Below are 23,330 nucleotides of genomic sequence, written 5' to 3'. Positions count from 1 at the left end.
CCGAAATCAGCAAACCTATTCTGTGGTAACTCACTGATTCGTTAGAAACCGTAAACGACGTAAAATCCAAAATTCTAGAATGAAAATGGCGACTAAACTGCCACAAAATAATGCAAATGCGAACGGTGATTCTGTTCCAGGTATTCCCCCCACATTGACGCCTAGCAAGCCAGTTAAAAAGCTAGTGGGTAAAAAAATAGCGGCAATAACTGAAAAAAGGTAAGTATTTTGATTCATTCTTTCTGCGTGATATTGACGAAGTTCACCCTTGATAATTTCGAGTTCACTCAGAAAAAAGTCTAATGTTTCATTGATACGAATGATGGTATTGACACTATGACGCAAACGTAGCTGTTTTGTGGTTGCGAGTAAACTGCTTGAGGATTGATAATCATCGATAGCGTATTGTTGAGGTTTAATAAAGCGTTTTATTTTCAGTAAAGCTTTATGGGTTTCGATCAGTGGGAGGCTTAGTTCTGTTTCGTCATCAAATAAGGTGATCTTCTCTTCTACTGAATCGAGGTAATCATCAATATTTTTGTTCAGCCCATCAATAATGGATAGGATTAGGTCGGCGAGGTTTTTAGGGCCATTTCCCTTGGTTAATAAGTCATGTATTTCAGTAAGGGTTTTTGATGGAATTTTCCTGCTGGTGATCAAAGCGCCTTGATAATAGAGCATACGAATACTTATCATATCGGAAGGATCGGCGTGTTTATTGAGATTGATTCCGCGTAAAATCAGTAAAAAGTTTTGCTCATCATACTGTTCAAATAATGGGCGGGTGTCTTCGGCCAGTAAACTGTCGACGATAGAAGGTGGAATGGTATTATCGAGTAACCAGCTGCGCAGCCCTTCTTTATCGCGTTGGCAGTGATACCAGTGATTTGCTTTAATTGCTTGAGGCATCTGTCGGGAACACGATATCGGATGAGGACTGAATTCCCAGTGAGCGATAAGATCATCCATCTCTCTTTCCTTTTGTAAAAATAAACCCAAGTACTTTTATAAAGGAGTCCTTGGGTCAGAGTCAAACATGGTTATATCAAACATGGTTATATCAAACATGGTTATGTTAAACATGATTATCTCAGTTTAACTTGAAGTTGCCCCAGTGGTTGCAACTCCAAGCCTTCAGCGGTGAGATAAGACGTTTAAAAGCCACGCATCTGAATACGACGTAAAAACTCAGTCATGATTCGGTCGTACAGTAACTCACCAAGAAAAGCATCTTCAACGTGATGATCAATACTGGGGTTGTCGTTCACCTCAATCACATACACTTGGCCATCAATCTCTTTAAGGTCGACACCATAGAATCCGCTACCGATCAGGTTTGCCGCCTTGACCGCAATGTCGACAACTGGTTTTGGTACTTGTTTTAAGTCCAGTGTTTCGAAGCCACCAGAAGAGACTCTGCCACTACTATGGTGTTGATAAATCTGCCAATGGCCACGGCTCATCATATATTTACAAGCATAAATCGCCTGGCGATTTATAACCCCGATTTGCCAATCAAAATCAGTCGGCATAAAGGCTTGAGCTAAAATCAAGGCACTTTTTTTAAACAACGTATTTGCTTCTTTTTCTAGCTCTTGCTCATCGCGTACTTTGACTACGCCTCGTGAGAAGGCACCGTCTGGAATTTTTAACACCATTGGAAAATCAAGCTGCCCCATCAGGTAGCTTTTCCATTGCGTATCAAAGCCTTGCACGATGACACTTTTGGGTGCAGGAACGTGATTACGCTGTAATAACTCGGTTAAAAAAACCTTATTAGTACATTTCATGATCGACTCAGAGTCATCCATCACAATTAATCCCATTTTTTCTGCTGTTTTGGCAAAACGATAGGTGTAGTTACTAATATTGGTGGTGGCTCGAATAAATAACCCATCAAATTCGCCAAGTCGGGAGAGATCGTCTGGAGAGAGTCGTTCTAAGTTCATTCCTAACCGATTGGCGGCTCGGCGGAAATGTTTTAACGCTGAGGCATCGGAGGGGGGCATTTTTTCCTCTTCATCCACCAACATAGCGATATCGTATCGGTATTTTTTTTCTTGTTTCGGTTTTCGCCAAATTTTGCTCGAGAAAAGTTCTAGCGATTCAATAAAAAAATCCTGTTCGCTATCTTGTAAGTCTTGGAAAGGGAAGGGGGCAATCTTATGGATTTGCCATTGACCGTGAATTTTATTCATATCCAGTTCTATAACGGGCACCATAAATTGTTCAAACAAACGTTGAGCCAGTTTCTCTAGCCCTTTTTCTGGTGTACGGCCAAAATAGATTTTACAATGAATTGCCTCAATATTTTTACATAGCTTATTGAGTTTAACCAATCCAGATGAAAGTAAGAAAGGTTGGTTAATGTCATTAATCGCCATCACCCTCGGAATCACTCGATGACCTCGGGCTTCGGCTAATAAAGAGCAGTAATACCCAGTACTCATATAATCGTAATCGCGACATAAATTGACCACTTGTACGCTACGCTGGGTCGATTTCCATTCTGCTTCTAGGTATTGGTCAACGCTAACTACTTGTTCTGAAGGGAAATATTGTTGCCAATCACTGGCTTGATCGGTCACGATTAAAAGGTTTGCCATGGCTATATTCTTCCTAAATCAATAGGTCTATGATTGAAACACAATCTTACCAACCACTTTTTCATCCAATGAGGACGTCGTATGGACTTTCGTCTTGCGAAAAGTGCTGATCTCGCTGCGCTTAATGCGTTAGAACAACAGCTGTTTGAGGGAGACAAAATTTCTCCGCGTCAAATGAAGCGTTTTTTACACTCCAGTCACTCGGTACTCTTTGTCGCCGATTCTGGTGACCAGTTAGCTGGTTATGCTTTGCTACTATTTCATCAAGGTACACAGCTCTCAAGGTTGTATTCGATTGCCGTTAAACCCGATTTCAGAGGCCGGAGGATTGCTCAAATGCTGGTTGAGCAATGCGAGCGTGCCGCTCTTGATCAAGGCTTTACTACATTACGGCTAGAAGTGCGTGAAGACAATATACCCGCGATAAAATTGTATGAAAGAATGGGTTATCAAACCTTGAAATGTTTGATCCATTATTATGATGATTTATGTGATGGACGCCGGATGCAAAAGCGCTTAATTCCACACGGGCCGAAAGTTTTGCTCCCGATGCCGCTTTATGTACAAACGACGCCATTTACCTGTGGAGCGGCTTGTTTATTGATGAGCTTCTCTGGTTTGGATGCTTGTTTTCAACCCAGTCGAACACAAGAGCTGCAATTGTGGCGTGAAGCTACCACGATTTTTATGGCGGCAGGTCACGGTGGTTGTAGTGGGCAAGGTTTAGCATTAGCAGCGGCAAAACGCGGGTTTCATGTTGAGTTGTGGAGTCAGTCACAAGGCATTCCTTTTATCGACAGCGTTCGAGATGCGAATAAAAAAACCGTAATAGAGTTAGTTCACCAAGACTTTTGTCAGCAACTCCATGAGCAAGCGGTTGATATTATTGATGCACCACCGAGTCAGTCGCAATTCGAAGTGTGGATCAATCAGGGTGCTTGTGTTTTATTGCTTATTAGTACCTATCGTTTTGATGGGAAAAAGGAACCCCATTGGATAGTACTGAGCGGCATGAGTGAGAAGTTTTTCTTTTTCCACGATCCCCATGCTGAGTCTGAGCAGCATGCGATAGGGTCGGCTTATGTGCCTGTGGGGAAAAAAGCCTTATCGCAAATTATAGGCTTTGGCAAACAAAAACAGATTGCTTGTGTTGTGATCAGTCGAGCTAAGAGCGATCAGCAAACGACTGGCAATATATAGGGCCAGAGAACACCGGCCCTAGTCATGAGTGAGTTAATGTTATTAATTATATAACAAAATCAATTAGTTATTACTATGTAGTTCGCTATTGAGTTGCACGGCAGATTTGTTCGCTAAGCATTCCACTTGACCGGTTTGTGAGTTACGACGGAAAAGTAGATCAGAAACCCCAGCCAGTTCACGAGCTTTGATGGTTTCGACTTCATTGCCTTCTTTATCTAGCATACGAACTTTGGTTCCAGCGGTGACATAAAGGCCGGACTCAATGGTGCAGCGATCACCTAATGGGAAGCCAAGGCCAGCATTGGCACCGAGCAGAGAGTTTTCACCAATAGACACCACGACTTTTCCTCCACCAGAGAGCGTGCCCATAATCGAAGCACCACCACCGATATCGGAGCCATTGCCGACCATCACACCAGCCGAGATACGCCCTTCAACCATGCTTACTCCGGTAGTTCCGGCATTAAAGTTGATAAAACCTTCGTGCATAACCGTGGTTCCCTCGCCAACGTGAGCGCCTAGGCGAACGCGAGCGGTATCAGCAATACGAACCCCGGCAGGGACAATGTAATCAACCATTTTCGGGAATTTATCTACACAATCGACACTCAATGAACGCCCCGCTAAACGAGCATCAATTTGGCGTTCTGCCAGTTCAGGAAGGTCAATTGGCCCTTCGTTGGTCCACGCAATATTATGTAGCAAACCAAAAATACCTTCGAGCACTGTGCCATGAGGCTGGACTAGGCGGTGTGAAATGAGTTGAAGTTTTAAGAAGCCTTCAGCCACGGTTTGTGGTTTATCATCCGTGGCGAGAATCACCAATACTAACGGCTGAGTAGATTTTGCCGCTTTATCGGCCAAGGCAGCATTAGCCGCTTGACCATTGGCCGCAAAAGCATTAGCTAATTGGGCGCTTTGTTCTGCTGATATTTCTAAAGCTTGGTTGCCTTGTTGATAGCCTGAAATGTTCGCCAAAGCACTAACGAGCGCATCACTTGGGTTAAGAACAGGATGAGGGAAAAATGCCTCAATAATTTTTCCGTTACGATTTTTTGTGGCCGTACCAAAGCCAAGGGCAAAATTCGCCATGTGAGTTCTCCATAAATAAGGGCTTAATTCCATCATATTGTTGATGACTTAATGTGGCCACTCATACATTGGTTAATGTTGACTAACTTTGTTGGTGAGCGGCGTTATTGCGATGTTAAAAGATATCTTAAAGAGAGTCTGAACGGGAAGAAAGGGGGGATGATTGATCCGTCTGTAGACCGATACCTTTTGTCTTTTTAACGATAGATATGTCTTGTTAGATAGAAAAACCGCTGCGAGGCAACGGTTTAACAGGCTTAAGCGGCATCATCGACGGGTTCATCGCTCTTGACTGCTTTCGGTTTTTTCGGTGGAGTGGGTTTACGTTTTGCACCCAGAGCGATTAACACCTCTTCTTTATTTTGTGCCAAGAAAAGAGCGAGTTCTTCTTGCTTGCTTTCTTCGTCGATCAGAGCGCTTTTACCTAACAGCTCAAATAACTCATCTGCCATATCCAGCATTTTGTCATAAGCGTCAGCTTCGGCTTTCGAGGTAAATGTCATTTTCTCTTCTCCGTTGCGCTCCACCACGTACTTAACGATGACGGCCATGGTTCATCCTCTACATTGTGCTAAAAAAATTACTGGCTTTTTATACAGTTTTTGTGGAGTAAAGTCCAGATAAGCCACTAAAATTGAGAGGTCAGCCGGGCCACTGGTGACAAAACGCGATAAAGTTTTTTAGTAGTGGATTTTGGTATTTTTCTTTATGAACCAGTACCCAAAATCGACGTTTCATATCCAGTGGTACGTTCAATAGACGAACTCGCCCATCGTTGAGTGCACATTGTGCGGCTAATTGTGACAGGCACCCTAGCCCCAGACCCGCAGACACACTATTGATCAATGCCTCGGTAGTATTGAGTTCGAAACTTTCTTGCCATTGCTCAATGCGAGGCGCAATCACCCGCATAAAAAACTCTCGAGAGCCAGAGCCAGATTCGCGTAATACCCACTGGCTTTGTTCAAAATCAGCGACACGAATATCGGCTTTCTTAACCAGTGGATGCGAAGGAGAGCAAATAATGCACATTTGATCATGGGCAAACTCTTTGGCCAGCAATTCAGGGTGTAATGTTTTTCCTTCGATTAAGGCGACATCAAGTTCGTAATCGACTAATTTTTGGCAAATCAGTGCCGTATTGGAGATAAACAAACTTTGCGCATAATGATCAAATTGCTGTCGAAAAGCACTTAATAAGTAGGGAGCAACTTGATTTCCAATTGTATCACTGGCTCCAATTCGTAACTGACCAGAGAGGGTGCTGTCTTCATCAAAGAGATGATGAAGATCTTTTGCTCGGCCCAGCAGCTCATCAGCGAAAGGAAGTAGCTTGTGGCCTTCTTGGTTGAGAATTAGTCGATTATTAACTCTATCGAACAATGCATGCCCTAATTGCTTTTCCAATTCAGCTAACGCCATGCTCACGGCCGCTTTGGAAAGAAATAATGACTCAGCGGCTGCGGTCAAAGTTTTATGCTGGGTAATCATCATAAAGACGTTGAGTTGCTTTAGTGAAATAGGGAAACTCATAGGCGTTTACTTTTATTGAACGTTTGTTATAAATAATTAGATATATTCAAACATTAAGCAAGCGTATTATGCCGTCAATTAGCAATGGTGTTGTGTATTGAGGTCGATATGATTCAAGCAGCAAAAACAAAAGTGATGGGAGCGCCAACCCCCATGGCAGGTTTGGCTCTCGGTATTGCCAGCTTAGGTTGGAGCTGGGAAAATGCGGCGGATTTACATGGGGTCGGCCAGTGGTCTGGTGCGGCAATTGCCAGTGTTTTATTGTTGATTTTGGCGATGAAGTTTTTATGGCATAACCATGCATTACGAGAAGATTTAGCGCATCCAGTGGTCGGTAGTGTGGTACCGACATTTGCTATGGCGTCTATGGTGGTGTCACATTCCGTCGGGCAGTTTTTTCCTATGGCGGGGGATAGCCTTTGGTTATTGGCAGTAGTGTTACATGTGATTTTTTTGGTCAGTTTTACTTACCATCGCGCCAAAGCATTTGAACTACACCATATGGTGCCCAGTTGGTTTGTGCCTCCTGTGGGGATTATTGTGGCAGATGTTTCTTTTTCAGGAAACCCAGCACTAGCACCGATTGCCCAAGGTGCCCTGCTGTTTGGTATGGTGGTTTATGCTGTCATGTTACCGATGATGATTTATCGCTTTATGTTCACGCATGAAGTACCTGATGCGGCCAAACCAACTTTAGCAATTTTAGCTGCACCTGCAAGCTTATCGTTAGCGGGCTACTTAACCGTAACCGCTGAACCATCGCCAGTCATTATTGCGCTGCTGTTTGGAATAGCGGTTTTAATGACAGCCATCATTTACTTGGCTTTTACTCAGTTGCTGCGTTTGCCCTTCAGTCCAGGTTATGCAGCGTTTACTTTCCCAATGGTTATCGGTGCAACAGCACTATTTAAAATGACCCATTGGATGGAAAAGGTTTCTGTCGCGCCACATTATATTGAACAGGTACATCTGTTGGCTGTTGGTGAGTTAATGATCGCTACTTTGGTTGTGGGTTATGTCGCATTGCGCTATCTGATGTTTTATCTTCCCGCTCGAACTGTGGTCAGTCAGGCCTAATTTTAATGGTTTAGGTCAGGAACATTATTCAGTTAAATGCACTTATGCTACTCTGCTCTTTACCAAGGGCTACGTAGTGTGAGTGCATTGTGTTTACGGTTTACCACTCTAATCATATCGAAACACTAAAAATTCTTTTAGTGCATCTGATCAAAAATGATCCGCTCAATCATCCTTTTCGTAAAGAACATATTTTGGTGCAAAGCACAGGGATGTCTCAATGGCTCAAAATGGCGTTAGCCAAAGAGATGGGGGTCGCGGCTAACATTGAATTTCCGCTTCCCGCCAGTTTTATTTGGCAGATGTTTACGACAATTATTCCCCATGTTCCAACGCGCAGTGTTTTTAACAAGCAAACCATGAGTTGGAAGTTAATGCGCTTATTGCCAGACTTACTTGATTTGCCAGCTTTTGCACCACTACGTCGTTATTTAACTGAGGATTCAGATCAAGCTAAACGTTATCAATTGGCTGAAAAAATTGCCGATATTTTTGACGGTTATCTGGTTTACCGTCCAGATTGGATCGCCGCTTGGGAGGCGGATCAAACTGTTGCAGAAATCGAAGACGAGCATCCTTGGCAGCCTATCTTATGGAAAGCCTTGTACGATGACACCCTTGCTCAAGGTCAATCTCATTATCATCGAGCCAATCTTTACCAAACTTTTATTGATCAACTGCAAAGTGGTCACATTCCGCTCGAACAATTGCCGAAGCGGTTATTTATTTTTGGTATCTCTTCTTTACCTCCTCGTTATTTAGATGCTCTAAAAGCTATCGGTGAACATATTGATGTGCACTTGATGTTTACTAACCCTTGTCAGCATTATTGGGGAGAGATCCGAGATCACCACTATCTTTCTCGACTTGAAACGCAACGACGAAAAAAAATAGCGCTGGCTGAGCAACAATTGATGGTGAGTGGTGAGGCATCCCCATTGAAAGGAAATATCAGTGACTATTTAAGTGACGATCTCCATACACAGCAAGCCATAGGGCACAGTTTGCTGGCATCTTTAGGAAAATTGGGAAGAGATAATCTGTTTTTACTAGAGCAGAGCCAGAATGAAGAGTTGGAACTTTTTATTGATATTCCGCGCGATAGCTTGTTGCATCATATTCAGGCGGATATTTTACACCTACAAGAGCATCATAATGATCAGTGGTTAGCCAGTAGTGAACATAAACCCGCGCTTGAACACGGTGATGATTCACTGACTCTGCACCTGTGTCATAGCCCGATGCGAGAGGTTGAAGTGTTGCACGATCAACTATTGGCAATGTTTGATCGTGATCCATCACTTAAGCCGCGAGATGTGATTGTAATGGTTGCGGATATTGATGCTTATAGCCCATACATACAAGCGGTGTTTGGCAATGCGCCGGGAGAGCGGTTTATTCCTTATTCGATTTCTGATCGTGCTAGTACTCAAGAAAGCCCGATACTGCATGCTTTCATGCAGTGGGTATCTTTGCCCCTGTCCCGTTGTTTAGCTTCTGAGTTGTTAGAGTTATTAGAAACGCCTGCGGTATTGGCGCGCTTTGATATCAGTGAAGAAGAGTTTGCTATTGCTAAGCATTGGGTGGAAGAAAGCGGCATTCGCTGGGGGTTGAATGGTGAAACGGCGCAAGAGTTTGACTTACCCGCCACGGAACAAAATACGTGGCAGTTTGGTATTCAACGTATGTTACTCGGTTATGCGATGTCAAGCAGTGCGAGCATTGTTGATGTGGGTGAGATGCCGCTTGCCCCTTACAATGAAGTGCAAGGTATGAGTGCTGAATTAGCGGGTAAGTTAGCCCATTTTATCCAAACGGTCAGTGAGTATCGTTGGCGTTTAGCCCAAACTCAATCGATTACGGAGTGGCGCGAGACCCTTTCACAATTATTAGCGGATGGTTTTTGGGTCGACATTTCCGCTGAAATCGCTTTACAGTCGATCCATGAAACCTTAGCAGTGCTACAAGACACACTACAGGAGGCGGGTTATCAACAAGCTATTGCACCGGCCATCCTTCGTCAATATCTGCACAATCAATTATCAAGTATACGTGTTAGCCCTCGGTTTTTAGCCGGTCAAGTTAATTTTTGTACCCTAATGCCGATGCGTTCTATCCCTTTTAATGTAGTCTGTTTACTTGGTATGAATGACGGTGTTTATCCCCGTACCATGCCAGCAGAAGGGTTTGATTTGATGCGCCGACGGATCCGGCCGGGTGATCGTTCTCGACGTGATGATGATCGTTATCTGTTTTTAGAGGCAATTTTATCGGCACAACAGCGGCTTTATATCAGCTACGTTGGTCGCTCAATACAGGACAACAGTATCAAAGCACCTTCAGTTCTGGTGAGTGAACTATTGGAATATTGCCAGCAAAACTACTGTTTGCAGGGGGACGAAACCTTACCTAGCGATGAATCGGGTGAAAAGTTATTAACTCAATTGACGCTACAACATGCCATGGTTCCATTTAGTCCGCAGGCTTTTGAGGGGCAAATGAAAAGCTATGCCAAAGAGTGGTTACCCGCCGCATTGCGACAAGGCTCTACGAGTTTAGCTTTTAACCAGCCAGTTGACGATTATCTGCTGGGAGTGAGTTATCCTCTTGAGTTAGATTGGGTTGAACTGCAACGTTTTTGGCGCTTACCCGTGCGCTATTTTTTTCAACGCCGATTAAAAGTCACTTTTGAGGCTCCGCTCAATGTACTTAAAGATGAGGAGCCTTTCGCGTTAAATGGTTTGGCGAGTTATCAGTTACGCGATGAGTTATTGGCGACGTTACTTAATCAGCCACAGTCGTTGGCAAGGGAAGAAGTATTAAACGTGTTTGCCGCTCAGCAACGTGCGCAAGGACGTTTGCCAATCGGCGCTTTTGGTGCTTTAGAGTTAGAGACGAATCGTGTTCAAGCGGAAGCTTTATTCGATTGCATTCATACGTTATGTCAACAGCCACAGCCTGATGTTGAAATATCCATGACATTGCATCCATTCGGCGCGGATAAACCGATATGGTTAACGGGGTGGCTGACGCAAGTGTATCAATCGGGTTTGGTGCGCTATCGTAGCGGAGCGATTCGCGCACAAGATCTCCTCGCCGCTTGGCTTGATCACTTAGTTTTTGCTGCCATGGGCTATCAAGCTGTCACGCACCTGATTGGTTATGATCGTAAAGAGGGAGTCACTCACTATTGTTTTCCAATTTTGGCAGAGACTACCGAGGCCCAAACGCGATTAACAGAATTAGTATCCTTATATTATCAAGGGATGACCGCACCTTTACCTTACTTTCCTAAAACGGCTTTAGCGGCGGTGGAAGCCGGATTTAGCCGTGGGAAATGGGTTGAGGATGAACAAAAAGCGCTGAAAAAAATGGCAGATACTTTTAACGAGAGTTACTCCTCACCAGGTGAAGGAAGTAATGATTACATTGCTCGAATTTGGCCTGAATGGAATGATGAACTGGCCAAACAGGTGCGCTTATTGGCCAGCTTGGTGATTCAACCAGCAAGGTTATCGCGGCAAGATAGCGCGGATCAAAAAGAGTAAGGTGGCCGCCAGTAAATCATTATTAGTGTAGGGCGTTTGCTGTACGGCCACAGGTCAGAGGGACCAGAATGGTTGAGAAGTTGTTAGCTGTACTCCATTAATGCGGCGCAGTGTAATCGGTTGCTATGCACTGCACCGTGAGTCAGCTCTCATATCTTTCGGTACTCAGGCGTTTCAGCTTGAGCAGATAGAAGAATTCAATCCAGATCACATTCGTATTCATAGATATCTCAAAGCAGAGTAGCAGAGTAAATGATGAGTAATATCGACACTATTGTCCCGCTCCCGTTAGATACTTTAACGTTTCCTTTGCATGGAGCAAGGTTAATTGAAGCTTCGGCGGGTACAGGAAAAACCTTTACCATTGCCGGGTTATATTTGCGACTACTTTTAGGACACGGCACTCTGCAGACTCGGCACAACCAAGCGTTGACCGTAGACCAGATTTTAGTGGTGACCTTTACCGAAGCGGCGACCGCTGAGTTAAGAGATCGAATTCGTCGTCGTATTCATGAGGCTCGTATCGCTTTTAGCCGTGGTAGTAGTCATGATCCGGTCGTTAAACCGTTACTTGAACAGATCACCGATCATGCTTTTGCTGCTCAGCTTCTATTGAATGCTGAGCGACAGATGGATCAAGCGGCGATCTATACCATCCATGGTTTTTGTCAGCGTATGTTGACCCAGAATGCGTTTGAATCAGGAATGCGTTTTGATCATGAATTTATTACCGATGAAAGCCAATTAAAAGCGCAAGTCGTGGCCGACTACTGGCGGCGACAATTTTACCCACTTCCGATTAACCTTGCTGGAGAAATTCGCCGTTTATGGCCTTCACCTCAAGCCTTACTAGATAGCATTGGCCGATATTTAAGTGGTGAAGCCCTTTGTTTTATTCCCCCCATGATGAGTGACGATCTTGCCGCATTACATCAGAGTCAGTTGGCAAAAATAGAAGCGGTGAAACAGCAATGGCGAGCCGTTGAACAAGACATTGAGACGATCATTAGCCATTCAGATGTGAATAAACGGAGCTATACAAAAAAATCGTTACCGGAATGGATTAAGCGCGTTTCCTCTTGGGCGGCTAGTGCGACAATCACTTATGATATTCCCGATGTATTGAGTCGTTTTTCTCAATCGGTTCTTATTGAAAAAACGCCGAAAGGAAATGCACCTCATCATCCATTATTTGTCACTATTGACTCTTTTCTTGCTCAACCGGTCGGTTTACAGGGGCCTTTGATGGCTCATGCCATAACGGTTTGTCGACAGTTATTATCTAACGCAAAATCGAGCCAGCAATGGCTCTCTTTTGATGATTTATTGAGCCAATTATCAGCTTCCCTTGCGCAAGATGAACAAGGGATATTAGCAGAGCGAATTCGTCAGTTGTATCCGGTGGCGATGATTGATGAGTTCCAAGACACTGATCCATTGCAGTACCATATTTTTAGCCACGTCTATTTGGCGCATCCGACCTGCGGTTGGTTTATGATCGGTGATCCTAAACAGGCTATTTATGCCTTTCGTGGTGCTGATATTTTTACCTATATTACCGCAAGAAATCAGGTTACAGCTCATTACACATTAGGTACTAACTGGCGTTCTAGCGCGCAAATGGTGGCAGCGGTGAACCAGTTATTTACTCAGCCAGATAGCCCTTTTATTTATGATAAAGACATTCCCTTTTACCCGGTACAGGCTAGCCCGAAAGCGTCGCAAAAGCAGTGGTTTTTAGCAGGGCAAGTTCAGCCAGCATTAACATATTGGTATCAGCAGGCTGATGCACCGGTGAGTAAAGGGGACTACCAAAAAATCATGGCGGACGCGACTGCCAGTCAGATTCAGAAACTATTAACAGCCGCTCAGCAGGGAGAGGCTTATTTTGAGCTACATCGAGCTATCGAACCGGCAAACATTGCGGTACTCGTGCGTACTGGCAGTGAAGGGCGTTTAATTCAACAAGCGTTGGCACAGCAAGGCATTGCCAGTGTTTATCTTTCAAATCGAGACAGCGTTTTTAGCAGTGTGGTTGCCGCAGATATTCAGCGCTTGTTGCTGGCTGTTTTACATCCAGAAGATGAAAAAGCGTTACGTAGTGCACTCGCTTCCCCCCTGTTCGCCCTGAATGCCGCTCAGTTAGATTTACTCAATAATGATGAAAATGAGTGGGAAACGGTACAACATGAATTCAAGTATTATCGAAAGCTTTGGCAAGAGCGTGGTGTGCTACCCATGTTACGCTCAGTATTGAGCCAGCGACATATAGCAGAACGCTGGCTTGCTGAGACCCATGGTGAGCGGCAACTGACCGATTTTATGCACTTGAGTGAGTTACTGCAACAAGCGACTCAAATGCTTGAAAGTGATCATGGTTTATTGCGCTGGTTCGCTCAATCGATCGAGGATGCTCAAGCGGGCAGTAGCCATGATGATGCGATGTTGCGCCTTGAATCAGAGCGAAACCTGGTGCAAATCGTCACCATTCATAAATCGAAAGGGCTTGAATATGACTTGGTTTTTTTACCTTTTGCCTTGAGCTATCGGGTTGCGCAAGAAGGAAAATATTATGACCTGACCAGCGGTAAAACCGTACTTGATATGATGAAAAGTGATGCCGCCTTACAGCAAGCTGATAAAGAACGATTAGCGGAAGATTTGCGCCTTATCTATGTCGCGCTAACTCGCGCCGTTTATGGCTGCTTTGTTGGCGTTGCACCGCTGCGTAATGGACGTTCAACCAAAGAGCCGACCGGGGTACATTTAAGTGCTCTAGGATATTTATTGCAAAACGGGCAACTGGGAGACATTGCTACCTTGACTCGCGTCCTATCTCAGCAGGTGACGCTTAATTCTGTGGTGGTCACCGACCCTCCAGAGCCGCAACTTGAACCTTTTAGTCCATTCAATGTGTCACAACCAGAGCTTAGTGCTGAAACGTTACAAGTTTCGATTGACCGTTCATGGCGTGTAACCAGCTATTCTGGATTACTAAAGCAAGGGACACCTCGACAAGAAGGTGTACTTGAACCGATAGGGTTTGATATTGATTCGGCCGGAGAGCAAGATGAGCGTTTGCTGACTGACGGCAGTGAACGCAGCATTTTTACTTTTCCTCGTGGTGCCACTCCCGGTACCTTTTTACACGCGATCTTCGAAGATGTTGAGTTTACTGAGTCAGCATATAGTGAGAACAATCGAATGACGATTGAAAGCTTAATGGCGCGTTATCAAATTGAGCCTGAGTGGCTTGAGGTCTTGCAAAACCTGGTTGAAACGGTGTTAAGTACCCCGTTGGATGGTCAAGCGTTATCTCTTAACCAAATGGCCCCAACACAGCGCTTAACGGAGATGGAGTTTCTCTTACCGATTGAACTATTAACCGCCCCAGAACTCAATCGAATGGCGCATCGTTATGATCCATTATCTGCTCAAGCGGGGGAGTTGGGATTTTATCCAGTGCAAGGTATGTTGAAAGGGTTTATCGACTTAGTTTTTGAATATAAAGGTAAATACTATCTATTAGACTGGAAATCAAACCATTTGGGAGATGAGCGGCAGGCCTATCAAGGCGAGTCGCTTGAGCGGGCGATGGTTGAGCATCGCTATGATCTGCAATATCAGTTATACACATTAGCGCTGCATCGTTTTTTGCGTAGCCGTTTAGCCGATTATGATTATCAGGTTCATTTTGGGGGCGTGTATTATCTCTTTTTACGCGGCATGGATGGGCAATCGCCCTGTGGCGTGTTTTATGCCAAACCGAGTTTTGAATTTATTCAGTCTCTAGAGCGAGCGATTGATGGTCAGACTGCATTACCGCCGGTTAATGACTTAGGACAGATGGAGTTTGATTTATGATTGAGCAGCCATTAATTCAATTAATGCAATGGGTTAAACAGGGTACGTTGCGTCAGCTTGATTATCAATTTGCACGATTTATGCTTGGGTGCGTGAAAAAGCAGGCTTTATCTAGCCAGCAGCAACAGATGTTATTGTTCATTAGTGCTGCCATCAGTGCCGAATTAGGCCGAGGACATATCTGCTTGCCTTTATTTGACCAGTGTGGTCAAAAAACAGCCTTAGCCAGTAAGCTTGGCTTGCATGGCAACTTGGGCGAGGCCGTTAACGAACTGTGGTATTCGATTGACTGGCAAGCGCTGGTCACGCAATGTTCAATCATCGGTGCCCAACAGGATGTTGTGCCGTTAATTTTTGATGGACGGCGTTTATATCTACATCGGTACTGGCAGTATGAAGCGACGTTGGCTGAATATTTACAAAGCTTTGGTACACCAATGAGCTTAAAGCTTCCCATGGTTCAAAACCTTAAGTCGTGTTTAGATGAGTTATTTGCCCGAAACTACCAAGCGCTCTTTATGGCGTTACAGGATCAACATGATTCTTCGGTAATTCGCCAACGTTTGGTTTGTGATTGGTTAGATGTGGTGGAAGAAGAGGCGCTTGATTGGCAAGCAATTGACGCGGTATTGGTTCGCGCTCAAAGAGCTAGTGATCTGGTCTTATTGGATGAATTAGTCCCAGAGCGTTGCTGCATAAATTGGCAGAAGGTGGCGGCGGCCATTGCCCTGACTCGTCGGTTTGCCGTTATTTCAGGCGGGCCGGGAACCGGGAAAACGACCACCGTAACTAAACTACTGGCCGCTTTAGTTCGTCAAGCTCATCAACAAGGTAAAACACCACTGATTAAATTAGTGGCACCAACGGGCAAAGCGGCCGCTCGTTTAACCGAATCGATTGGACAAGCGGTGGCAAAATTAGCCATTGATCCTGCTCTGAAAGCTCGAATACCGACCGAATCGAGTACGTTACATCGATTGCTTGGTGCTATTCCACAAAGTGCTGAATTTCGTCATCACCGTAAAAATCCATTACATGTGGATATATTGGTGGTAGATGAAGCCTCCATGGTCGATTTACCCATGATGAGTAAATTAGTCGAAGCCTTACCTATACATGCACAGCTCATTCTACTGGGGGATAAAGATCAACTTGCTTCAGTAGAGGCCGGAGCAGTATTGGGCGATATTTGCAGTTTTGTATCACAAGGATATTCAATGTCTCAGCGCCAGCGATTGGCTGAGCTGACCGGATTTTCCTGTTTAACTTCTTACTCGACCCGAGCGTTGACTCATCCGTTGGCCGATAGTTTATGTATGCTGCAAAAAAGTTATCGTTTTGATGCCCGATCAGGGATCGGGCAACTGGCCAAAGCGATCAACTGTGGTGATGTTGAAAAACTTCATCAGGTTTGGCAGCAAGGCTTTTGTGATATTGAGCATTTTCCGATCACCAGTGACAATTACCGACATCTATTGCAGACCTTGGTGGAGGCTTACTCGGGCTATTTACAGCGGATGAATCAGTCGTACAGCGATCCATTAGGCCAGCCAGAATCAATGCAGCACAAAGCACAAGCCGTTTTAACAGCCTTTAGCCGTTGTCGATTATTATGTGCCGTACGAGAGGGACAGTTTGGTGTCCAAGGCCTGAACTTACGTATTGAACGCGCACTAGCGGCGCAAAAACAGATTCAATACCAAGATGAACAATGGTATGCCGGGCGACCAATTATGATTAGCCAAAATGATCATGCTCTCGGGTTGTATAACGGTGATATTGGTGTCTGCTTGCCCGATGACAATGATCCTAATCGGCGACTCAAGGTTTATTTTGAGTTACCAAATGGCCAGATAAAAGCCGTATTACCGAGCCGAGTTCCTGCCCATGAAACCGCCTATGCGATGACGATTCATAAATCGCAAGGCAGTGAATTTGATTTCACGCTATTAATTTTACCTCCAAATGTTAGCCCTATCATGACGCGTGAGCTTATTTACACCGCAGTAACGCGAGCAAAACAACGCCTAGCACTTTATGCCGATATGGCCGTACTCAAACGATGTATTACAGTAAAAACAGAGCGCGCCAGTGGTTTGGTCGAACGGTTAATGCAAGCGGAAGATTAACCGTTGATAGCCTTGCTTGAGAAGTAATAGGGATTGATTAAGCTTGTAGAGCTTTTGTGAAGGTAATATTGCGGATTTTATAGCGTTCTTTTGATTCTAATAAAAAGCGTTGTAGATTTTCACAGACAGGAAAGACACAATGAACATCTAAACCTTCTAAAAAATGGTTATCTGCCATATCCCAAAAGCTTTGCAGCGAGTTACAAATTACGGTTTTCATAGATATTATGCTCTTAATTACTGGTACGAGTAGTAAAAGCCATCCATGCGACGTCTAAATCATCTATTTAGACTAGCCTATCCATCTCTTTTTTTTGCTGTTTTGTATGAGTGGATAATGTGTCCTATTGGTGTGAAAAAGTAGATCTAAATCACATCGAAGCGAATTGTACACAGTTGCATAAGCATTGCAAGTGATCATTTTATGTACAGAGTATCTAGAGCGACAAAATTAAGATCTTAGAGCGTCGTTGATAGTTATACAGGCTTTGTTTGGCCATCGGTAAGCGTTCAACTCCCACCTCAATGAATCCTTGCTCTCTAAACCAGTGTAGGCTATGCGTCGTTAATACGAATAAATGATGAATACCCATTTTTTTTGCTTGATTTTTCATATGGTTGAGTAGTAATAAACCCCGGTCGCCATCTCGATATTCAGGGTGAATCGCGACACAGGCCATTTCAGCCATTCCTTCGTTAGAGTAAGGGTAAAGTGCAGCACAGCCAATCAATAAGCTATCTTTTTCAATAATAGTAAATTGATGAATCTCTTGCTCAAGTTGCTCGCGAGAGCGACGGACTAAAATACCTTGTTCTTCAAGTGGGCGAATTAAATCAAAAATACCGCCAATATCATCAATCTGTGCTTGACGAACTTGTTCTGCACTGGCCATGACAATTTGTGTGCCGATCCCATCAAAAGAAAATAGCTCTTGGATTAAAGCGCCGTCTTCTTTGTAGCTAATTAAATGGCTACGCGGAACTCCTGCTCGGCAAGCGGTAATGGCTGCACGTAAAAAACGTAGGGTACCGGTTGAATCTTCATGAGGAGCGTGGGTGGTTTCTAATTGTGTCATTAAGGTTTCGACTTCGCTGGGAAATAGCTCGGCGATAGAATTTCCCTGCGGGTCAATAATCCCTTGTTCTGCACAAAAGCCAATTAACTTATCGGCTTTTAATCGAATAGCAACTTGTGTGGCCACTTCTTCAGAAAGGAGATTAAAGCATTCGCCAGTCACTGAGCTAGCGATGGGGCCCAATAATACGATTGAACCTTGATTGAGTGTTCGGTTAATTCCGTCAATATCAATACGACGGATGCGGCCACTGTGACAATAATCGATGCCATCATCGATCCCCAAAGGCTGAGAGATAACAAAATTACCGCTCACGACATTGAGTTGTGTACCGGCCATTGGGGTATTGTTTAAGCTCATTGAAAGCCGAGCAGTAATCGCCAGTTGCAACTGCCCTGCCGCCTGCATGACCAAACTGAGCGCTTCTTCATCCGTGATCCGAATGCCTTTATGGTAAGGTGTTGTGCGTTGGTGAGTGGCTAAGATTTGATTGATTTGTGGTCGCGCGCCATGCACGAGGACTATTTTGATCCCAAGGCTATGCAGTAGCGCAATATCACTAATTATATTGGAAAAGTTTTTATCGGCAATCGCTTCACCACCTAACATGATGACCATGATTTTTCCACGATGCGCATTCACGTAAGGCGCTGACTGTCTAAACCCTTTCACGAGGGCGGTACTGCGAATTTTCATAGTGAGCACTTGGTTTATTAATTATGCTTAAATAATGACTTTTTATTCACTCGTAAGCAAGTGTTTTTCCTCCCAATGTGAGGGACCTTGTGAGCGGCAGCTAAGTTCATTTATTTTTCAAATCATTTCGCTGCAAATGATTTATCCGCTAACATTATGGCTGTGCTTTTATGGGCATGATTTGTGGCTTTTATGTATACTAATTAAGCATGGTTTTTGTTTTTCTTATTTCAATTATCAATTGGTTGATGCCGGCATGCTCGCGGTGGTTGTACCCAAAGAGGGCTATGTATTGAAAAAACAAATAAAGTTATTGAAAAAACACAAAAGTCTTGAACGATTGCTGATGCTGGTGGCGTTGCTAGGAACACTTGGCGCTATCTTACTCTACAGCAATCTATGGGGGCGTATTTCGGAGCAATTTCAACCAGCAAAGAGCGAGATTCATGGCGTCTGGATTGAGCAAAATGTTGCCCCCTATGCAGCCCAGCATATCGAAATACGCGATGAGGCAATTATGATGAATGGGCATCTGGTTGCGACTCATTACTCATATAATGGCCGTCTATTAACGTTTTATGTTGGCGATCAAAAGGTCGAGTATCAAATGTTGAATGCAGCCAGTACCGAAATGAAGCTGATGTCATCTCATCACTATAAGCCTATTTTTCAATTGTCAGGAAAACATAAAAAACCACTTCGCTAACGATTCTGTCATTGCTCTTCGCAGAGGAGTTTGTCATGCTTTTCGTTCATACCCAAGATGGATAGATCCCAGTGATAAAACGTTTTTTTTCTTACGCTATGTTGGCACTCTTATTTGGTTGTGCACAACCCACAGATCGAGCGCAGCAGTATTTGGATGATCAATTGCCACAAATTTTAAATAAAGTGGATGCTGTTACTTCTAATTCTCCTCGTGATTTCAGTGCGTTTGCCGAACAAAGTGAACAAGTCGTCACTCGTTCTGCCGCTATGGCGGCCATTTATCAATCATTGTATGAAAAGCTGAATGAATGGGTTTTGCAAAGTGGTGATCCGGCTGAGCTGGCCCAGTTTGGCGTCCAAATGGCACAGCTGGGAGGCGGTGATAAGCAAGGTAACGTGTTATTTACCGGGTATTTTTCTCCAGTCATGGAGCTTCGTCATCGTCCGGATGAGGTGTTTCGTTACCCCGTTTACGCATTACCAGAGTGCGGTGATGAGTGTCCAACCCGCGCTGACATATACGCAGGTGCTTTAGAAGGGCAAGGGCTAGAGCTTGGGTATGCTGCTAACTTAATTGATCCGTTTATTATGGAAGTGCAAGGAAGTGGTTTTGTTCATTTTGAGGATGACGATACGCTAGAATATTTTGCTTATGCTGGGAAAAATAACCGAGCGTATGTCAGTATTGGACGCGTTTTGATTGAGCGTGGTTTGGTGAAACGGGCCGATATGTCTTTAAAAGCGATTAAAGAATGGGTACTTGCCAATGATGAAGCGACGGTGAAAGAGCTGTTAGAGCAGAACCCGTCCTATGTTTTTTTCCGGCCGAATGCAGCCGCGCCAGTAACCGGCAGTGCTGGGATTCCATTATTACCGCTGGCATCGGTGGCGGGTGACAGAACCCTATTCCCCATGGGCACGCCAATTTTAGCTGAAGTTCCACTATTAAATGCTGATGGCACTTGGTCGGGAACACACCAACTGAGGCTATTGATCGTGCTTGATACCGGCGGTGCGGTAAAACAAAACCATCTCGATTTATACCATGGCATGGGCCCAAGAGCTGGAATAGAAGCGGGTCATTACAAGCATTTTGGCCGCGTGTGGAAATTAGGTTTAGATAACTCGCCCACTCAAGCGCCTTGGTCGCTGCCTCCTGAAAAGCGGGAGTAGCTTGCGAAACTAGACTTTTGAGTAAAGAGTACGTATAAATCGCACTCTTTCTTTTTGGCTTTTATAGTGGTGGAAGCTTGTTATGCGTGAACTCGAAACGCCTGCCTCAGACAGTTATAACCAACGTTTTGGTGGAACCCGTCGATTATATGGTCACAGTGAAGTGGAAATTTTACGTGCTGCACATGTGTGTGTGATTGGTATTGGTGGGGTCGGTTCATGGGCTGTGGAAGCGCTGGCACGTTCTGGTATCGGTGCATTAACTTTGATTGATATGGACGATGTGTGTGTCACGAATATTAATCGACAAATTCATGCCATGAACGGTACGGTCGGGCAGAGCAAAATTGAAGTGATGGCGGATCGTGTTCAACGGATTAACCCTGAATGTCAAATCCATTTGATTGATGATTTTATCAGCCCTGACAATCAGCATCTTTATTTGAGTAAAGATTTTGATTACGTACTCGATGCGATTGATAGCTTACCGGCTAAAGCATCGTTGCTGGCTTATTGCCGCAGCCATAAAATAAAAGTGATCACCGTCGGTGGTGCGGGTGGGCAGACGGATCCCACGCAAATTAAAGTGGCAGATTTAACCAAGACGATTCAAGATCCTTTAGCGAAAAAACTCAAAGACCGTTTGCGTCGCCATCATCATTTTCCAACCAATCCGGCCCGTAAATTTGGTATTGAGTGCGTTTTTTCGACCGAACAGCTTAAATATCCTCAAGCGGATGGTTCGGTTTGTGCGGTAAAATCAACCGCGGAAGGCCCCAAGCGTATGGACTGCGCCAGTGGTTTTGGCGCTGCTACGGTGGTAACGGCCAGTTTTGGTTTTGTCGCAGTTGCTCGTATCATTGAGAAATTGATTCAAAAGCATCGCGCTTAATCGATTGAATTATTTTTATTTTTTATTATTAACCCGCTGATTTTTATCATTGGAGATAGAGCATGCTTTTTCCTTCTCACCCCTTTGGTTCAGAGATTACCAGTGATGATGTCCTGGTTGTGATGCAGACCCTACAAGGCTGGGAAGCGCGTTATCGACAGTTGATCCTGTGGGGGAAGCTGTTACCTGCTATGCCAGAAGCATTAAAGAGTGAGCAAGTGAGTGTCGCAGGGTGCGAGAGCCAGGTTTGGTTAGTCAGTCAACAGCAAGAGGGGGTATGGCATTTTTGTGCTGATTCAGATGCTCGTATTGTGCGGGGGCTGATTGCTTTATTGCTGGCTGCTTTTGAGGGCAAAACCAAAGAGCAGATCCTCAGTTTTGATATTGATGGTTATTTCTCCCAACTTGGCTTATTGGCTCATTTAAGCCCATCTCGGGGAAATGGTTTAAAAGCCATGGCGGATAAAATCTTGCAAGATCTAGGATAACCCCGCCCTAAATCTTGCCCAATTATCCTACAATATTTCAACGGCTTTATGGAGTGCATGGATAAATTGCTCTACATCTTGTTCGTTGTTGTATATTCCAAATGAAATGCGTACCGTACCTTGTAAGCCAAATGCTTCCATGAGCGGGTGTGCACAGTGATGGCCCGCTCGTACCGCAATCCCTTGTTGATCCAATAAGGTAGCAACATCTTGATGATGCACGCCCTGTAAAATAAAACTGATAATGCTGGATTGGGGTTGGTAGCCAATCACCTTGACATCCTCTATTTCACAGAGCGCCGCATAGGTTTTGCTCTGTAACTCATGCAGATGTTGTAACACCGCAGGCTTAGGAAAAGCTTGATACCACTCAATCGCACAGGCGAGCGCTAATGCGCCAGCCACATTGGGCGTTCCCGCTTCAAATTTTCCCGGTAGGTCGGCATAAGTCGTGCCGGAAAAAGAGACTTTATCCACCATCTTTCCGCCGCCATGCCAAGGCGGCATCGAGTTTAATAAGTCGGTTTTGCCATACAGCACTCCAATTCCGGTTGGGGCGTACAGTTTATGGCCGGAGAACACATAGAAATCGGCATTAAGTTCAGTAACATCCACCTTCTCATGGACAATGCCTTGCGCCCCATCGACTACCACAATGGCACCAATATCATGGGCCGCTTTAATCACTGACTCGATTGGATTACGTGCTCCTGTCACATTGGTCACATGAGCCAGTGAGACGATTTTACATTGCGGCGTAAGTTTTTGATAAAAAGCGTTTAAATCAAATTCTCCTTGCTCAGTCATTGGGATTTTGACCACTTTAGCTCCCGTTTGCTGGGCAACCATTTGCCAAGGCACGATATTGGCGTGATGCTCTGTTTCACAAAGCAGTATTTCGTCTCTCGGAAGTAACGTATTACGAGCATAGCTTTGGGCTATCAGATTGAGCGCTTCAGTCGCGCCTCGTGTCCAAATGATATTGCAGCTCTGCTTTGCGCCGATAAACTCTGCGACACAGTGTCGTGCGGCTTCGAACTGTGAAGTGGCTTGAGCCGTTAAGGCGTGGCTTCCCCGATGAACATTGGCATTATGTGTTGCATAATAATGGCTCAAGGTATCAATCACGCATTGTGGTTTTTGAGTGGTGGCCGCGCTGTCTAAATAAACCAGCGGTGCTTGATTGATCTGCTGTGTTAATGCGGGAAATTGCCCACGGATGGCGGTGATATCTAACATAGGAAA

17 protein-coding genes are annotated in these 23,330 nt (G+C 44.6%); 9 read left to right on the top strand and 8 right to left on the bottom strand.

The genetic code is table 11. From position 1 onward, the window contains the following. Positions 1-30: 30 nt before the first annotated feature. Together FKN05_RS06795 and FKN05_RS06790 are read right to left on the bottom strand one after the other, a co-directional pair. A complete protein-coding gene (locus FKN05_RS06795; protein WP_099611864.1) occupies positions 31-969 on the bottom strand; it encodes a zinc transporter ZntB in 939 nt (312 codons plus the stop codon). 185 nt (positions 970-1,154) lie between these two features. Next, positions 1,155-2,606: a RimK family ATP-grasp domain-containing protein gene (locus FKN05_RS06790; RefSeq protein ID WP_170887149.1), complete on the bottom strand. Its 1,452-nt coding sequence runs from the start codon at positions 2,604-2,606 to the stop codon at positions 1,155-1,157. An 81-nt stretch (positions 2,607-2,687) separates the two neighbouring features. On the opposite strand from FKN05_RS06790, the gene FKN05_RS06785 reads away from it, so the two are divergent. Further along, a complete protein-coding gene (locus FKN05_RS06785; RefSeq protein ID WP_170887148.1) occupies positions 2,688-3,806 on the top strand; it encodes a GNAT family N-acetyltransferase/peptidase C39 family protein in 1,119 nt (372 codons plus the stop codon). 63 nt (positions 3,807-3,869) lie between these two features. Here FKN05_RS06785 and dapD read toward each other — a convergent pair whose 3' ends face one another. The 3 genes from dapD to FKN05_RS06770 all read right to left on the bottom strand — a co-directional run bounded on the left by dapD (position 3,870) and on the right by FKN05_RS06770 (position 6,434). Beyond that, on the bottom strand, positions 3,870-4,901 hold the full coding sequence (dapD, locus tag FKN05_RS06780) for a 2,3,4,5-tetrahydropyridine-2,6-dicarboxylate N-succinyltransferase (RefSeq protein WP_099611866.1): 1,032 nt from the start codon (positions 4,899-4,901) through the stop codon (positions 3,870-3,872). Between the two features lie 257 nt (positions 4,902-5,158). Beyond that, the gene (locus tag FKN05_RS06775; protein WP_099611867.1) at positions 5,159-5,452 is read right to left on the bottom strand and encodes a YebG family protein; all 294 of its coding nucleotides are present in this window, start codon (positions 5,450-5,452) and stop codon (positions 5,159-5,161) included. Between the two features lie 91 nt (positions 5,453-5,543). Beyond that, a complete protein-coding gene (locus tag FKN05_RS06770) occupies positions 5,544-6,434 on the bottom strand; it encodes a LysR family transcriptional regulator (protein ID WP_099611868.1) in 891 nt (296 codons plus the stop codon). Positions 6,435-6,542: 108 nt separating this feature from the next. Here FKN05_RS06770 and FKN05_RS06765 point away from each other — a divergent pair, with 108 nt between their 5' ends. The 4 genes from FKN05_RS06765 (at position 6,543) to recD (ending at position 17,052) form a co-directional block, all read left to right on the top strand. Next, positions 6,543-7,511 (top strand): TDT family transporter, encoded by a 969-nt coding sequence (locus tag FKN05_RS06765; protein WP_099611869.1) that lies wholly within the window; start codon positions 6,543-6,545, stop codon positions 7,509-7,511. An 89-nt stretch (positions 7,512-7,600) separates the two neighbouring features. Further along, a complete protein-coding gene (gene recC, locus FKN05_RS06760) occupies positions 7,601-11,059 on the top strand; it encodes an exodeoxyribonuclease V subunit gamma (RefSeq protein WP_170887147.1) in 3,459 nt (1,152 codons plus the stop codon). 255 nt (positions 11,060-11,314) lie between these two features. After that, positions 11,315-14,923, top strand: coding sequence for an exodeoxyribonuclease V subunit beta (gene recB, locus FKN05_RS06755; protein WP_170887252.1), 3,609 nt, complete (start codon positions 11,315-11,317; stop codon positions 14,921-14,923). Then, complete coding sequence (gene recD, locus FKN05_RS06750; RefSeq protein WP_170887146.1) at positions 14,920-17,052, top strand: exodeoxyribonuclease V subunit alpha; 2,133 nt, start codon at positions 14,920-14,922, stop codon at positions 17,050-17,052. The genes recB and recD overlap by 4 nt, the downstream gene beginning before the upstream one ends. Before the next feature lie 37 nt (positions 17,053-17,089). Here recD and FKN05_RS06745 read toward each other — a convergent pair whose 3' ends face one another. Together FKN05_RS06745 and argA are read right to left on the bottom strand one after the other, a co-directional pair. Further along, complete coding sequence (locus tag FKN05_RS06745; protein WP_099611871.1) at positions 17,090-17,272, bottom strand: hypothetical protein; 183 nt, start codon at positions 17,270-17,272, stop codon at positions 17,090-17,092. Between the two features lie 217 nt (positions 17,273-17,489). Continuing rightward, positions 17,490-18,824: an amino-acid N-acetyltransferase gene (gene argA, locus FKN05_RS06740; protein WP_099611872.1), complete on the bottom strand. Its 1,335-nt coding sequence runs from the start codon at positions 18,822-18,824 to the stop codon at positions 17,490-17,492. Between the two features lie 34 nt (positions 18,825-18,858). On the opposite strand from argA, the gene FKN05_RS16900 reads away from it, so the two are divergent. From FKN05_RS16900 to csdE, 4 genes are all read left to right on the top strand, one after another. Then, positions 18,859-19,530, top strand: coding sequence for a DUF2850 domain-containing protein (locus tag FKN05_RS16900; protein ID WP_245869310.1), 672 nt, complete (start codon positions 18,859-18,861; stop codon positions 19,528-19,530). A 71-nt stretch (positions 19,531-19,601) separates the two neighbouring features. Continuing rightward, on the top strand, positions 19,602-20,705 hold the full coding sequence (gene mltA / locus FKN05_RS06730; protein WP_170887145.1) for a murein transglycosylase A: 1,104 nt from the start codon (positions 19,602-19,604) through the stop codon (positions 20,703-20,705). Between the two features lie 82 nt (positions 20,706-20,787). Beyond that, on the top strand, positions 20,788-21,597 hold the full coding sequence (gene tcdA / locus FKN05_RS06725) for a tRNA cyclic N6-threonylcarbamoyladenosine(37) synthase TcdA (protein WP_161426795.1): 810 nt from the start codon (positions 20,788-20,790) through the stop codon (positions 21,595-21,597). A 62-nt stretch (positions 21,598-21,659) separates the two neighbouring features. Beyond that, the gene (gene csdE / locus FKN05_RS06720) at positions 21,660-22,085 is read left to right on the top strand and encodes a cysteine desulfurase sulfur acceptor subunit CsdE (RefSeq protein WP_099611873.1); all 426 of its coding nucleotides are present in this window, start codon (positions 21,660-21,662) and stop codon (positions 22,083-22,085) included. A 27-nt stretch (positions 22,086-22,112) separates the two neighbouring features. On the opposite strand, the gene FKN05_RS06715 is transcribed toward csdE, so the two are convergent. Then, on the bottom strand, positions 22,113-23,324 hold the full coding sequence (locus FKN05_RS06715) for an aminotransferase class V-fold PLP-dependent enzyme (RefSeq protein ID WP_170887144.1): 1,212 nt from the start codon (positions 23,322-23,324) through the stop codon (positions 22,113-22,115). Positions 23,325-23,330 lie beyond the last annotated feature (6 nt).

It is taken from the genome of Vibrio sp. 1-1(7), assembly GCF_013048485.1.
GTDB lineage: Bacteria > Pseudomonadota > Gammaproteobacteria > Enterobacterales > Vibrionaceae > Vibrio > Vibrio fujianensis.
The sequence above is the reverse complement of the archived record's forward strand: the minus strand, read 5'-3'. Positions and strand labels throughout refer to the sequence as shown.

Coding starts and splice junctions, on each gene's coding strand:
- recB (WP_170887252.1), top strand. CDS start 11,315: ATGAGTAATATCGACACTATTGTCCCGCTCCCGTTAGATACTTTAACG.
- FKN05_RS06770 (WP_099611868.1), bottom strand. CDS start 6,434: ATGAGTTTCCCTATTTCACTAAAGCAACTCAACGTCTTTATGATGATT.
- FKN05_RS06765 (WP_099611869.1), top strand. CDS start 6,543: ATGATTCAAGCAGCAAAAACAAAAGTGATGGGAGCGCCAACCCCCATG.
- csdE (WP_099611873.1), top strand. CDS start 21,660: ATGCTTTTTCCTTCTCACCCCTTTGGTTCAGAGATTACCAGTGATGAT.
- FKN05_RS06715 (WP_170887144.1), bottom strand. CDS start 23,324: ATGTTAGATATCACCGCCATCCGTGGGCAATTTCCCGCATTAACACAG.
- FKN05_RS06745 (WP_099611871.1), bottom strand. CDS start 17,272: ATGAAAACCGTAATTTGTAACTCGCTGCAAAGCTTTTGGGATATGGCA.
- recD (WP_170887146.1), top strand. CDS start 14,920: ATGATTGAGCAGCCATTAATTCAATTAATGCAATGGGTTAAACAGGGT.
- FKN05_RS06795 (WP_099611864.1), bottom strand. CDS start 969: ATGGATGATCTTATCGCTCACTGGGAATTCAGTCCTCATCCGATATCG.
- dapD (WP_099611866.1), bottom strand. CDS start 4,901: ATGGCGAATTTTGCCCTTGGCTTTGGTACGGCCACAAAAAATCGTAAC.
- tcdA (WP_161426795.1), top strand. CDS start 20,788: ATGCGTGAACTCGAAACGCCTGCCTCAGACAGTTATAACCAACGTTTT.
- FKN05_RS16900 (WP_245869310.1), top strand. CDS start 18,859: ATGACTTTTTATTCACTCGTAAGCAAGTGTTTTTCCTCCCAATGTGAG.
- FKN05_RS06785 (WP_170887148.1), top strand. CDS start 2,688: ATGGACTTTCGTCTTGCGAAAAGTGCTGATCTCGCTGCGCTTAATGCG.
- FKN05_RS06775 (WP_099611867.1), bottom strand. CDS start 5,452: ATGGCCGTCATCGTTAAGTACGTGGTGGAGCGCAACGGAGAAGAGAAA.
- argA (WP_099611872.1), bottom strand. CDS start 18,824: ATGAAAATTCGCAGTACCGCCCTCGTGAAAGGGTTTAGACAGTCAGCG.
- FKN05_RS06790 (WP_170887149.1), bottom strand. CDS start 2,606: ATGGCAAACCTTTTAATCGTGACCGATCAAGCCAGTGATTGGCAACAA.